This window comes from Photobacterium sp. S4TG1, assembly GCF_036040035.1.
In the GTDB taxonomy this organism is placed as follows: Bacteria; Pseudomonadota; Gammaproteobacteria; order Enterobacterales; family Vibrionaceae; genus Photobacterium.
Window position 1 is genome coordinate 72863 of the sequence record NZ_JAYXUH010000008.1, and the last position, 12406, is coordinate 85268.

At 36.5% G+C, this 12406-nt stretch carries 11 protein-coding genes; 5 read left to right on the plus strand and 6 right to left on the minus strand.

The window, feature by feature from the left end; translation table 11 throughout:
* Positions 1-8: 8 nt before the first annotated feature.
* Both VXS03_RS11350 and VXS03_RS11355 read right to left on the minus strand, forming a co-directional pair.
* Entirely contained in the window at positions 9-941 is a 933-nt protein-coding gene (locus VXS03_RS11350) for a polysaccharide pyruvyl transferase family protein (RefSeq protein WP_327763828.1), read from the minus strand.
* Positions 942-1252: 311 nt separating this feature from the next.
* The gene (locus VXS03_RS11355; protein WP_327763829.1) at positions 1253-2374 is read right to left on the minus strand and encodes a glycosyltransferase family 4 protein; all 1122 of its coding nucleotides are present in this window, start codon (positions 2372-2374) and stop codon (positions 1253-1255) included.
* A gap of 206 nt (positions 2375-2580) precedes the next feature.
* On the opposite strand from VXS03_RS11355, the gene VXS03_RS11360 reads away from it, so the two are divergent.
* The 3 genes from VXS03_RS11360 to VXS03_RS11370 all read left to right on the plus strand — a co-directional run bounded on the left by VXS03_RS11360 (position 2581) and on the right by VXS03_RS11370 (position 5575).
* A complete protein-coding gene (locus tag VXS03_RS11360) occupies positions 2581-3300 on the plus strand; it encodes a glycosyltransferase family 25 protein (RefSeq protein ID WP_327763830.1) in 720 nt (239 codons plus the stop codon).
* Positions 3301-3377: 77 nt separating this feature from the next.
* On the plus strand, positions 3378-4493 hold the full coding sequence (locus tag VXS03_RS11365; protein ID WP_327763832.1) for a glycosyltransferase family 9 protein: 1116 nt from the start codon (positions 3378-3380) through the stop codon (positions 4491-4493).
* Positions 4490-5575 (plus strand): glycosyltransferase, encoded by a 1086-nt coding sequence (locus tag VXS03_RS11370; protein WP_327763833.1) that lies wholly within the window; start codon positions 4490-4492, stop codon positions 5573-5575. The genes VXS03_RS11365 and VXS03_RS11370 overlap by 4 nt, the downstream gene beginning before the upstream one ends.
* A gap of 17 nt (positions 5576-5592) precedes the next feature.
* Here VXS03_RS11370 and VXS03_RS11375 read toward each other — a convergent pair whose 3' ends face one another.
* Positions 5593-6783, minus strand: coding sequence for an O-antigen ligase family protein (locus tag VXS03_RS11375; protein ID WP_327763834.1), 1191 nt, complete (start codon positions 6781-6783; stop codon positions 5593-5595).
* On the minus strand, positions 6770-7723 hold the full coding sequence (gene lpxM / locus VXS03_RS11380) for a lauroyl-Kdo(2)-lipid IV(A) myristoyltransferase (RefSeq protein WP_327763835.1): 954 nt from the start codon (positions 7721-7723) through the stop codon (positions 6770-6772). The genes VXS03_RS11375 and lpxM overlap by 14 nt, the downstream gene beginning before the upstream one ends.
* A gap of 305 nt (positions 7724-8028) precedes the next feature.
* Here lpxM and VXS03_RS11385 point away from each other — a divergent pair, with 305 nt between their 5' ends.
* Entirely contained in the window at positions 8029-8706 is a 678-nt protein-coding gene (locus VXS03_RS11385; RefSeq protein ID WP_327763836.1) for a TetR/AcrR family transcriptional regulator, read from the plus strand.
* Between the two features lie 45 nt (positions 8707-8751).
* On the opposite strand, the gene envC is transcribed toward VXS03_RS11385, so the two are convergent.
* Together envC and gpmM are read right to left on the minus strand one after the other, a co-directional pair.
* A complete protein-coding gene (gene envC, locus VXS03_RS11390) occupies positions 8752-10044 on the minus strand; it encodes a murein hydrolase activator EnvC (RefSeq protein ID WP_327763837.1) in 1293 nt (430 codons plus the stop codon).
* A 7-nt stretch (positions 10045-10051) separates the two neighbouring features.
* Positions 10052-11593, minus strand: a complete 1542-nt coding sequence (gene gpmM / locus VXS03_RS11395) for a 2,3-bisphosphoglycerate-independent phosphoglycerate mutase (RefSeq protein ID WP_327763838.1) — start codon at positions 11591-11593, stop codon at positions 10052-10054.
* A gap of 373 nt (positions 11594-11966) precedes the next feature.
* Here gpmM and VXS03_RS11400 point away from each other — a divergent pair, with 373 nt between their 5' ends.
* Positions 11967-12404: a rhodanese-like domain-containing protein gene (locus tag VXS03_RS11400; RefSeq protein WP_327763839.1), complete on the plus strand. Its 438-nt coding sequence runs from the start codon at positions 11967-11969 to the stop codon at positions 12402-12404.
* The last annotated feature ends 2 nt before the right edge of the window (positions 12405-12406 follow it).

Sequence of the window (12406 nt, forward strand, 5' to 3'; positions counted from 1 at the left end):
TAGTATACTTAAAGGGAGATAGAATACTCCTGTTTTAATTTTTGAACTTGAAATATAAGTTTTTTTGTTATCTCGTCTACTTTCTCATCAGAACTTAAAATAAATGAGTTAGAGTCTTTTATGCTTTTTATACTGTCAGATAGTTGAGTGATCTCTGTTGAACTAGCTTTACAGAAAGTAACGGGTAACTTTGACCATTTCTCTTTTTTAATATTAAAGTATTTTGCAAATAGATACTTAGTACCGTTTAGTATATTTTTACTTAAGTCGCTGTTGTTCTGGTTTATAAATTTTAAAGGTATGATATCAGTTTTTATATCCATACTTTCCATGAAGTCGAACCATTTTTCATTACAAAAATTTGGAGCGAAGCTGACCGCTTTCCATGGGATTCTTAAGGCATCGGCTGTTATTGCACCATGCATTGCTTCTGTAATGATAGAATCATATGATTGAATTTGAGATAAAAATTCTTCAACAGGTTGTTTTGCTGAAATAAAATCCACATCAGCTTTTTTGCATATAGTATCCCAGTCTATATAATCTTCACTTCTATGATGAGGAATAAAGGCTGTTTTTGATTTTTTTTGTATTGGAGGAGGAAGGGAAACCTTTCTTAATAGATAAGCTCCATCGCCAATAACGTATGATTGATCTAGCCCTAGTTTTGCTGCTGTTCTAGGTCCTCTTACACCATAGAATTGCCATTTTTTTGATATTTTTGGAATGTCTCTATCGCTACATCCAGAGCTTAATACAATTATTTTATCTGCATGGTGCAAATATTTGTCATAACGACTTTGTGATAATATCGTCCCTATGCCAAGAAGGTATACATTATCTTTTTTATTTAATTCTTCTGAAAAAAAATTTGACCATAACCATAAGTTTAGGTCATCTCCAAAATTATATGTTTTGGATCGAGAGTACTCTATTATCATTATATTTTCCTGTTTTTTAATGAAATATATTAAACGTATTTAAAAATAAAATCTGTTTTTAGTGGTTTTTTATTGATAAATATTTAGATAGTTTAATTCTTGCTTATTATCCATATTGGATATTGAATTTTTATCTAAATTGATGTGTTTTTTTTGTTTAGCAATACACCTATTAATATTATTATGAACAAGTTCTTTAAGATCACTTGTTATAGTGGAAAGCTTTGCCATGGTCATGGCTTCAATAAATATTTTAGTTTCGGAGTGAACATTGTTCCATACATCATGATAAGAACTGATAACTAACATATTCAGTTAGTTGACTTTTTATGTGAAGTTATTGATTGTGCTAATAGACGTTTAAAAAATGCCAAGTGTTGCTTTGCTGTATTGTCAACGGATAGCGTGGTAGCAATGTAGTTCTGAGCTTTGAGCCCCATTGCTTTTGCTTCATTGTGATGATGATAAAGGTAGTTAATTTTATCTGCAATTGCATGGGCGTTATTAGTTTCTACGACAAACCCTGTCACGCTATCGGTTACGATTTCTGCATTACCACCAGTAGTAGTAACAATTGAGGGAATAGCCATTGCCATTGCTTCAATGACTGTTTTTGGTAGACCTTCACCACTGACAGATGGTTGTATTTGTACATCAGCAGCAGCCATGAGTTCTGGCACATCTGTGCGGTAACCGAGAAAGTGAATATTGTTAGGGAAAGGTGCTTGCTCAGCAAGTTGCTGATTTTCTATTGTATCTATTCCACGTCCAGCCAGTAATAAATGAATATTGGGCTCTTTTTCTAGATATTGTATTGCTTCTAATAATATATGTACGCCTTTACTTGGGCGTGCATTAGCAACACAAATAATAACGAAGTCATCGGCAGCAATATTTAAAGATCTTAAATCAGCAGCTTTGGTTTGGTACCAAGATAGATCGTGGCCTTTGTGGATGGCGACGACATTATGTTTGTTTGACCATACCTGTTTAGTTACATCTTCACGAACTTTATCCGCTACACAGGAAATACCATCTACTCGCGGATGTAAGTGGGTTAAATATGCGCTGGGATCATGACGATATAAACCGCCAACGGTACCTCGGTAAGTAACAAGTTTTGTTTCCGGAAAGCCGATACAAGCAAAAGCTGCGTTGGGAATAGTTCGTGAGTTGGTTGCATAAACGATATCGTAATGGTTTTGTTTTAGTTCATGGCGAAGTCGCTTAATGGTATTACAGCATATTTTTTTTGTTGGGTAAGCATCAATGACCGTCAAGCCTTGTTCTCGAAACCGTGTCACATAATCAGCATTACCTTGAGTAACAACAGTCACTTGATGGCCTTGCTGCGCTATTGCTATGAGCATTTCAGCTTCAGGTCTAACGCTGTTCCATGCATCCATATATGAACTGAATATCATTATTTTCATTATAGATCTCAATATTTAGTAAGAAGAAGTTGATAAGCGTTTGTAGACATTTTTATAGGTTACAATACACGAAAACATTATGAAATATTGGTCTGAATTTTTATAGTGTAGATAATTACTTTTTTAAATAAAAGTTAGTTATTACAGATAATAAAGTCACCACTATTTTTTGCTATTGATAAGTGCAATGAGTGATTTAAAAGGATATGATGAAAGTACTTCTTATTAGTCTCGCTTCTTCAACAACCAGAAGAAATAATGCAGAGGCGATACTCAAGAGACATGAGATTAGCTATGATATTATTGATGCTGTTGATGGTCGGTTAGGGCTTGATCCCTTGTTGCAGCGTTATGATAAAAGTGGCTTTATTCGTCATAGGGGCCGCAAAGCTTTGGCTGGAGAGTTAGGCTGTTACGCGAGTCATATTTTAGCTTGGCAACAAGTCATTAAACTTGATCAGCCTGTTGTTGTTCTTGAAGATGATTTTATTCTTCGAGATGATTTTTGTGCGTTAATTGAGACGGCTGAATTATGGACGAATAAACACCATTTTATTCGACTTGAGCCATGGAAAACAAAATTGTTTTATTCGGTTGTCCAGCAGAATGAGGTTAAGTTAGTTAAATTCTTAAAGGTACCTCAATGTACAACGGGGTATTTTATTACACCATCTTGTGCACAGGCATTTTTGGATGCAAGTGAAAAAATGATATTACCTGTAGATGTGTTTATTCGTAATACATATTTACATCGACAAGCGATTTATGGACTTGATCCGGCACCTGTAAAACCTGGTGGTGATAAACATTCTACGATAGGTTGCCGTAAGCAAAAAATGACGCAGCCACAAGTAAGAATGAAAAAGTTAATAACACGATTATATTCTAGTTTCTTCTGTGCGTTAGTTAATATAACGTCTCGATAGCTATTATGATTCAAACTGATTTTTAGTGTTGTTATTCATAATTTATATTTATATATTTGCGACGGCTGAACTGTTATATGAATTGTGTAAAAAAAATAAAGGCGGGATGGCGCTTAATCCGTAATAAAGTGAAAGCATTAAAACTTAATCTTTATCGAAAAGTATACGATAAGCGCGAGCAAGAGATAGATTTTGAATCATCGAAGATCAAATCCGTCTTGCTCTTGCGTTGGGATAATAAGTTAGGTGATGCCATTATGTGCGGTGGCTTCATTAAGGTGTTACGTCAATATCGTCCTGATATTCATATTACCGTTTTAACTGGCGCCACGACAAAGTTATGGTTAGAGAAAGCCGCTCCTGCTGATGACTATATTTTTTATAGTAAAGCACAGAGAAAGCAAATAATTGCCAATAATATTGGTAAGTTTGATCTATTTGTCGATCTCGGTACGAATTGTAGTCATAAAGATTTGTGCCTATCCTCTCAGTTTAAAGCAAAGCATTATCTTGGCTTTAATAAACAACAATATCATTTATTTGATGTTGAAGTTGCACCGCAATATCTTCATTTTAAAGATAGATACATTGCTGCCGCACAGCAACTTGTATCTCAACCAATTGATGATCAATGCCAGTTACCTATTGCTGAATTTAGTCAGCAGCGAGTTGCTTTACAGCAATTGATTAATCAATCACAACAAAAATTTAAACATGTGGTTGGTATTAATTTTTTTGGCTCAAGTAAATATCGTCGTTTTTCATTGGAGCATGCGAAGACATTGATCTGTAAATGGCGACAGCAGTTTCCTGATGATTTATTGATTATTATCCCGACGCCTGGAGAGGATAAATTTATTGCGCGTTTAGTCGCGTCAATAAAGGATGATATGGTTTTGTCACCTGATTTTTCTGCAAGTTTTGAGGTGTCATTGGCTATTATTGATATTGCTGATTTTACCTTTACTCCAGACACTGCTGTGGTACATATGGCATCGGCACTCAATAAGCCTGTGATTGGTGTTTATCGTCACAACATGCAAAATTATGAAGAATGGAAGCCTTTAGGAAAGTATTCGCAGCGTTTGCTTAATCGTAAACCTTTTAGCGATAATGATTGTGTTCATGTAAATGAGTTTGACTGGTTGGATTTAGTTTTGGCCCGGGCAACTATTTTAAAGGCTTTGGTATGAGAATTGGTTTCTTTTTACGGGATTTGAAAATCGAAGGCGTGCAAGTTGTAACTCTTCGATTAGCAGAAACATTAGTTAACATGGGGCATCAGTGCGAGCTAATCACATTAAATGGTGCTCAAGAGTTAGAGTTGGTTTCAGGAATCTTACATCATAGCCTTGATATTGAAAAAAGAGTGAGCTTTAAAAAATCAAAGCAGTATGTTGAAAAGTTTCTATCTTGTATTGAGAGACTAGAAGAGAATAACGATAAGTTTGATGCTGTTTTTTCTGTTCATGGTGAGACTAATGATATTATTTCATATATAGATAACCCTAAACTTATTCATTGTATTCATAATTCAGATGAGTATACCTATAATAATAAGAATTGGTTTGATAAATTAAAATTCAGAAGAAAGTTAACTAAAAAAATTAAAGCTAAACATGTTATTTGTGTCTCAAATGGTATTCGTGATTTTGTTAAAGCAAAAACTAATAGTAGTGCTTTATCTATTTCTACCATTTATAATCCTTTTGACATTGAAAAAATCAAACAATTGTCATTAGAAGAACCGGTATATAAATTGCCTCAAGATTATATTTTATTTGTGGGGCGATTAGAGATGCAAAAAAACATTCCGCTGTTATTAGAAAGCGTGAGTAAAATGAAGACTAATATACCTTTAGTGATTATAGGTGAGGGTAGTTTAGAGGCTGAATTAAAGCAGCAAGCCATAAAGTTAGGTATTAATCATAAGGTGTTATTTTTCCCTTTCTGCTTAAATCCTTATTCAATAATGCGTAAAGCAAGAGCGTTGGTATTGACTTCTCATCATGAAGGATTGCCGACAGTATTAATTGAAGCATTAATACTAGGTACTGCGGCTGTAAGTTCAAATTGTCCGACAGGACCTGCTGAAATATTAATTGGGAATTATAGTAAATATCTTATTGATAGCGAACTATCTAAAAAAATAGCGCAGCATATTGATAGTGTTTTAGCTGATATTATTCAAGTAAATGAAAATGATATTATACAACGTTTCTCTGCTGATATTATTGGTCACCAGTATTTGGATATAATAAAAAAGGAGGTTTAACCCTCCTTTTTAGTTTTTTAGTTTTTTAGCTGTTGTTTGTTTCTACCATACATGATGCCAATCATAATGAAGAAAATAAGAAAAAGTTGCTTATGAAAAAATGGGACATCAGTTAATCCTGCAAGAATAAGAATACTAGTATAACTATAAATCAATAATGCCTCATTATTGGTTTTACTTGTCAGCTTAATTATTGGGAATATGAGTAAAACCAATAAAGCAAATAGTCCAAATAGACCACATTTTACACTAATATCTATAAATTGGTTATGAAAGTGTGGAGGTTTATAAGATGCAGCATATTGAGGAATTATATGCTCGTTGGCAAGTAGATCAAGTTGCTTGAAATAATGATGACCATAACCAATAAATGGTGATTTTTCAATAAGATGAAATGCTGCTTTCCAAAAGTCTAATCGTAAACCAATGGAGGTATTTGTATCTCCTGATTTTATTAATGTAATATCAGCAGTTGTTTGAGTGATTCTTTTTTCAAGTATTGGATAACTTAAGGTACAAAGAATAACTAAACCAATAGTTGAAACTATCATATTACGTTTGATAGTTTTATTTTTATATGAAATATATAGTATGAGACCTAATAATGTTGGAGCTAAAGCTACAAGAGCTCCTCGAGTTTCACTGATGAATATCGCTGAAATATTCAAACATAGGCATGATAAGATTAGAAATCTCATAATATTATTTTTAATATTAAAAAATAATATTAGTGCAGTTACAGTAATAAAACAAATATATGTAGTATAAGGAATGGCATTGATAGGCCAAAATTGACGATTAACTACTTGGATATAGGTGAACCAATAAACAAAAAAGAAACTACTAATACTTGCAAGGATTATAATAGGAAATAATGTGTTACGAGATATTAATTTAAACGGTAAAAAGCACAGTAAGACTGTAATAATGGCAATTGCCCTGAAATTAATTGGATTGTAAATATGTAATGATTCACAAATTATACTAATAAACAGTAGTGCGAACATTAACCATAGATATGGGTTTTTTATGTTTTCTTTATAAATTGAGGTTTTATATATTAGTAACGATATTGTAGTCGAAACTAATGTTAAAATAACAAGGATCTTATCACCGTCTTTTAATATAAATAAACCAGTAAAAATCCAAAGTATCGGCAGGAGAATTAAAAAATTAGCGCCTTTTTCTATTATGTTATCTTTTAGCATAAGGCTTCTCATCATTATTTGGACGCGTCTTCAACAAGCGTAAAATCCACATGTATTGTTCTGGGCGCTGATTAACATATTGTTCAATACATTGGTTCATCATTCGCGCATCTTGTTCTTCTGTCTCTGCAGGGAAGGGCAGTGCAGGATAAAAGTCCAATTCATATATGCCAGTTTCACTGTTGTACATTGCAAATAACGGTACAATTTTAGCGCGGCTTAATTTTGATAAGCGGCCAAGACCTGCCATTGTCGCTTTGGTGGTACCAAAGAAATCAACGAATACACTGTGCTCAGGACCTAAGTCTTCATCTGGTAAGTAGTAACCTAAATAACCTTCTCGAATGGACTTAATAAACGGCTTAATACCGCCACTGCGCTCATAAACACGACCCCCATATTGCACCCGTTGGCGATGCATAAGCCAATCAGAAACAGGGTTCTTTTGTTTTTTTGCCATTGCTGAAACGGGCAAACCTCGCGATGCAAGTAACACTGCTGGAATATCAATTGCCCAAGTATGTGGCACCAACAAAATGACACTTTGCTGTTGCTCTGTAAGGCTGGTGAGGTTTTCCATGCCACGAATAACGGTATGTTGTTCAAGCCATGCTTTATTGCGCACCGATAGTGAGGCAAAGCCAGTAAGAAAGCTGCCGGCAGTGATTAGATTTTGCAATAAAATGTGTTCGCGTTCGGCGTCTGATTTATCAGGGAAACACATTTTTAGGTTCACACGTGCGCGATGATTAGCGCCACTTTTTAGTTTGATAGCTTGTTTTGCAAAAACAGTCGCTAATGAACGTCGTGCACCATGAGGCAGTAAGCTTAATAGTGAAGCAATCATCACTGCGAGCCATGTTCCCCAATAACGCGGGTGCACAAAAGACCACTCAAATTGAGGGTTATATGCTTGCTTATCGTAATGGTTTTTAGTCATATGAATTACGTCTATCTCACGAGTTATAGTGTTGGCGAAGATCTGCCACAATGTATTTGAGTGCTTATGGTTTAGCGATTATTGCCGTTGTTTTTCTATATTCTACCTTTATTGAACAGTAGAGAAAATGACAACATAGTTAACTATTTAGCTTATATATCCATCGTCATAAAGTATTCATTTAATGAATGTACTGATTATTTATGGGATTGAATAAAGGCATGTATATTATTGCCTCACTAAGCTGATAAACATCAAATTATGATAACATTATATTCACTGCAAGGGCGAAGGATGATAATAAAATGAAAACCCGCGATCGAATTATTCATGCAGCATTAGCATTGTTTAATGAACATGGTGAACCTAATGTGACCACTAATCATATTGCTGCTGATTTAGGGATCAGCCCTGGTAATTTGTACTATCACTTTCGCAATAAAGATCAAATAATTCATTGTATTTTTGATCAGTATGCTATTGATTTAAAAATTAGTTTTGAACCTGTTGATGTAGTGGAAACAATAGAAGCGAGTTTATTACGTTATCTTGATGGCGTGTTTTTATTGATGTGGCGCTATCGTTTCTTCTATGCCAATTTACCTGATATTTTACGTCGCGATGCTGAGCTTCAAGATAAATATTTAGCGGTGCAGACTCAACTTCAGGTTAATATTAGTCAAATAATGATTAATTTTCGTGATGCAGGTCTACTCGCACTTGCTGATGTTGATCTGAAAGTATTGGCTGATACGTTAAAGTTGGTCGCTTCATCTTGGATCAGCTATCAAACCACTCAAGTGGCTGGTGCTAAAATCACTCAAACAGTGATTTATCATGGTGTTCAACAAATGCTAAATATTGTACGACCATTAGCAACAGAGTTAGGTCAGCAGCGGGTTGCAATATTACAACAATATTATTTAGAGCAAGAACAACAGTATTTAGAACAACAAAGAATAACTATCAATAAATTGTCATGAAAAAAGGTTGGCTATCCGCCAACCTTTTTTGTTCAAGTACTTAATTTAGCGTGTTAACCATGGTCTAGGATCAACAGGGGTACCTTTACGGCGAATCTGGAAATATAGCCCAGGTTGTTCTTGACCACCACTATCACCGACTAAGGCTATTGGTTCACCGGCTTGTACCGAATCACCAATTTTTCTGAGTAGCGTTTGGTTATAGCCATAGAAACTCATATCACCTTTGCCGTGATCAATGGCAATCATCAAACCGTAACCCCGTAACCAATCGGCAAAGACCACTTTACCTGAGTATATCGCTTTGACTTGGCTACCAACGGGTTTGCTGATCACCATCCCTTTCCAGTGCAGCTCACGTTGTAATGGCGCACCATAATTGTGAATGATTGGTCCACGAAGAGGCCATTGCAGTTTACCTTTATAACGAGCTAATCCATCCATAGGTACTTGCATTTTAGCGTAGCGTGCTCTGAGTTGTTTTGCTTGTGCTTCTGCAATTGCTCTGGCTTTTGCTTCTTTGGCTGCAGCAATACGGGCCTGAGCTTCGGCTTCGGCTTTTGCTCGTGCAGCAGCTTCGGCTTTTGCTCGTGCAGCGGCTTCAGCTTTCGCTTTTGCAATTGCCTTGAGCATATTTTGCTCATCGGCGCGTAAATCAGCAAGGGCTTCGGTGCTGGTATGAATTTGTGCTTTTATTTTATTGAGCGTTAATTGGCGTGACTGTTGTTGACTATCAAGTTGTTGTTTTTGCTGATTGAGTTCAGCTAGCGCTTGCTGTCGCTCTGTTTTTTGCTCTGCAAGTGCATGAATTTTAATTTGTAATTCTGTTTTAGTCGCATCTAGTGCATCAATAGCAGAGGCGCGTGCTTTACTAACATACTCGGCATAAGTTGTCATACGATCTAATTTTGCCGTATTTTCGCCACTGAGTAGATTCGCAAGATCACTGTTATTACCTTGGCGATATTGCGCGTTGATCAGCGTTTTTAATACCCCAAGTTGTTGTAATTGCTGCTTTTGTAGTTGTTGCTGTTGCTGTTCTAACTTGGTAATTGATTGGGTTATTGTTGTTAATTGGTCATTAGTTTGGTGGATTTTATTGGCAGTTTGAGCGATATCCAGTTCGTGTTGTTTAAGTTGTTTTTGTAATACAGCATAGTTTTGCTGTTTACTATCCAGCTGATTTTTTTGGCGTGATATTTCCTGTTTTACGCCATCAAGCTGTTTTTGACTGGATGCTGCACATGGAGCTGCAAATACCACGCATAGAAAAGCGCCAGTGCATAAAGCACTGGCGCGGATTTTTAGGTTGAGGTGTCTATTAATAATATCCCGCATGGGATAATTATTTCAGATTGTATAGCACCTGACCAGACATCTCTGCAGGGATTTCGATATCTGTTAGTGATAGCATTGTTGGTGCTAGATCAGATAGCTTACCGTTTGGCTTAAGATCAAGGTCTTTATTACCTACGTAAATTAATGGCACTGGTAAGTTAGTATGTGCAGTATGGATACCACCAGTTTCAGGGTTAACCATCATTTCTGCGTTACCATGGTCAGCTGTAATTAATAACTGGCCATCCATTTCTTTAATTGCGGCAACAACTTGGCCGATACAACTATCAAGTGCTTCACACGCTTTCACTGCTGCATCATAAACACCTGTGTGACCAACCATGTCACCGTTAGGGTAGTTACAGATAATAACGTCAAACTCGCCGCTCTTAATTGCAGCGACTAATTTTTCAGTCAGCTCAGGTGAACTCATTTCAGGTTGAAGATCGTAAGTTGCTACTTTTGGTGATGCAACAAGTGAACGAGATTCACCGTCAAATTCGTCTTCTTTGCCGCCGTTAAAGAAGAACGTTACGTGTGCATATTTTTCTGTTTCAGAAATACGAAGCTGCTTTTTGCCTTTCTTCGCTAGCCACTCACCTAATGTATTATCTAGGCTTGCTGGTGCAAAAGCTGTGGTTAGCTCAATGTCTGCAGCATATTGCGTTAGCATTACGAAGTCTGCTAATTGAGGGAACTGAGCACGAGCAAAGCTAGTGAAATTAGGCTCAAATGTACGAGTGATTTCACGTGCACGGTCAGCGCGGTAGTTCATGAAAATAACGCTATCGCCATCAGCCATGATTGCAGCTTCTTGACCTTCTGCACGTAGTTCTGTTGCTTTAACAAATTCATCGTTTTCGCTGCGCTCGTAAGCTGCAGCTAGACCTTCTGTTGCATTAGCAAAGGTAAATTCACCTTTAGCTGCAGTTAGCAAGTTGTAAGCAACTTCAACACGATCCCAGTTGTTATCACGATCCATTGCGTAGTAACGACCAACAAGAGAAGCTGTACGGCCTTTACCTAATTTTGCAAATAGGGCATCGAAACGCTCTAGTGAGTGTTGCGCACTACGTGGTGGCGTATCACGACCATCGAGGAATGCGTGCAGGTAAATTTTCTCTGCGCCACGTTTTGCTGCCATTTCAATTGCGGCAGCAATGTGGTCTTCGTGGCTGTGAACACCACCTGGAGATACAAGACCTAGAATATGAACCGCTTTACCTGTATTTACTGCTTTATCAATCGCATTAACCAGTGCTTCATTTTCAAAGAACTCACCATCGCCAATTGCTTTAGTGATACGAGTAAGATCTTGATATACCACACGGCCAGCACCAATATTGGTATGACCCACTTCAGAGTTACCCATTTGGCCTTCAGGTAGACCTACTTCTAGGCCTGACGCTGCGATAAGCGTATTAGGATTGTTCGCCATTAACGCATCCATTACGGGTGTGTTAGCGTTTGCAATCGCATTATTTGAGTTATCTTCGCGGTAGCCCCAACCATCTAAAATAACAAGTGCAAGTGGTTTCTTCGCAGACATATCCTGTCCCTCTTCGAATTAAATAAAATACATCAATTACCTTAATAGGCTCAGTGTCCTAAACACCTTTTAAGGTAATTGATATAATAATTATCACGATTTTACTACAAAAGCACATCAAAGCAGTAGCAGTAGATGCAACTAAATCATTGCTTGCATGTTTGTACTCTTCGTCGAATATAGGCATTTATTCATTAAAGTGTAAGCTCTGGATCACAGTTTTTTTCTATTTCATTGATAGGTCATCAGTCAATAAGCTTTTATACTCAAGGTCGCTGTTACAAGATCAGCAACCTAGGTATACTCACAGTCATTTTTTTCAACCGTAATATCATGGCTTGCGATAGCGAACCATGACAACAGAGTAAAGTAAATGCATCAATATATTGAATTTTTAACAAGTAACCCTGTTTTATCATTGGCTTGGATTGGTATTGTTATCGCACTAATTAGCATGATGGTAAAAGAGAAAAATGCTAAATATAAAACAATTGGTATAAATGAAGCGACAGCGTTAGTGAATAATGAACAGGGTGTGTTCCTTGATATTCGTAGCCGTGATGAGTTCCGTAAAGGTCATATTGTAGGCTCAGTTCACATTTTACCAAGTCAAATTCAACGTCAAAACACGCCAGAGCTTGAAAAACACAAAGCTGCCCCAATTATTGTTGTATGTAAGACTGGTCAGACGGCACAAGAGACTGCAAACCAACTAAGTAAAGATGGTTTTACTAATGTTAACGTTTTAAAAGACGGTCTTATTGCTTGGAATGAAGCTAATTTACCGCTTGTTGCAAGCAAGAAAAAATAATT

What these genes read in the sequence shown, in the direction of transcription:
- VXS03_RS11350 (WP_327763828.1), bottom strand. Translation starts at nt 941, where the DNA reads ATGATAATAGAGTACTCTCGATCCAAAACATATAATTTTGGAGATGAC.
- VXS03_RS11355 (WP_327763829.1), bottom strand. Translation starts at nt 2,374, where the DNA reads ATGAAAATAATGATATTCAGTTCATATATGGATGCATGGAACAGCGTT.
- VXS03_RS11360 (WP_327763830.1), top strand. Translation starts at nt 2,581, where the DNA reads ATGATGAAAGTACTTCTTATTAGTCTCGCTTCTTCAACAACCAGAAGA.
- VXS03_RS11365 (WP_327763832.1), top strand. Translation starts at nt 3,378, where the DNA reads ATGAATTGTGTAAAAAAAATAAAGGCGGGATGGCGCTTAATCCGTAAT.
- VXS03_RS11370 (WP_327763833.1), top strand. Translation starts at nt 4,490, where the DNA reads ATGAGAATTGGTTTCTTTTTACGGGATTTGAAAATCGAAGGCGTGCAA.
- VXS03_RS11375 (WP_327763834.1), bottom strand. Translation starts at nt 6,783, where the DNA reads ATGCTAAAAGATAACATAATAGAAAAAGGCGCTAATTTTTTAATTCTC.
- lpxM (WP_327763835.1), bottom strand. Translation starts at nt 7,723, where the DNA reads ATGACTAAAAACCATTACGATAAGCAAGCATATAACCCTCAATTTGAG.
- VXS03_RS11385 (WP_327763836.1), top strand. Translation starts at nt 8,029, where the DNA reads ATGAAAACCCGCGATCGAATTATTCATGCAGCATTAGCATTGTTTAAT.
- envC (WP_327763837.1), bottom strand. Translation starts at nt 10,044, where the DNA reads ATGCGGGATATTATTAATAGACACCTCAACCTAAAAATCCGCGCCAGT.
- gpmM (WP_327763838.1), bottom strand. Translation starts at nt 11,593, where the DNA reads ATGTCTGCGAAGAAACCACTTGCACTTGTTATTTTAGATGGTTGGGGC.
- VXS03_RS11400 (WP_327763839.1), top strand. Translation starts at nt 11,967, where the DNA reads ATGCATCAATATATTGAATTTTTAACAAGTAACCCTGTTTTATCATTG.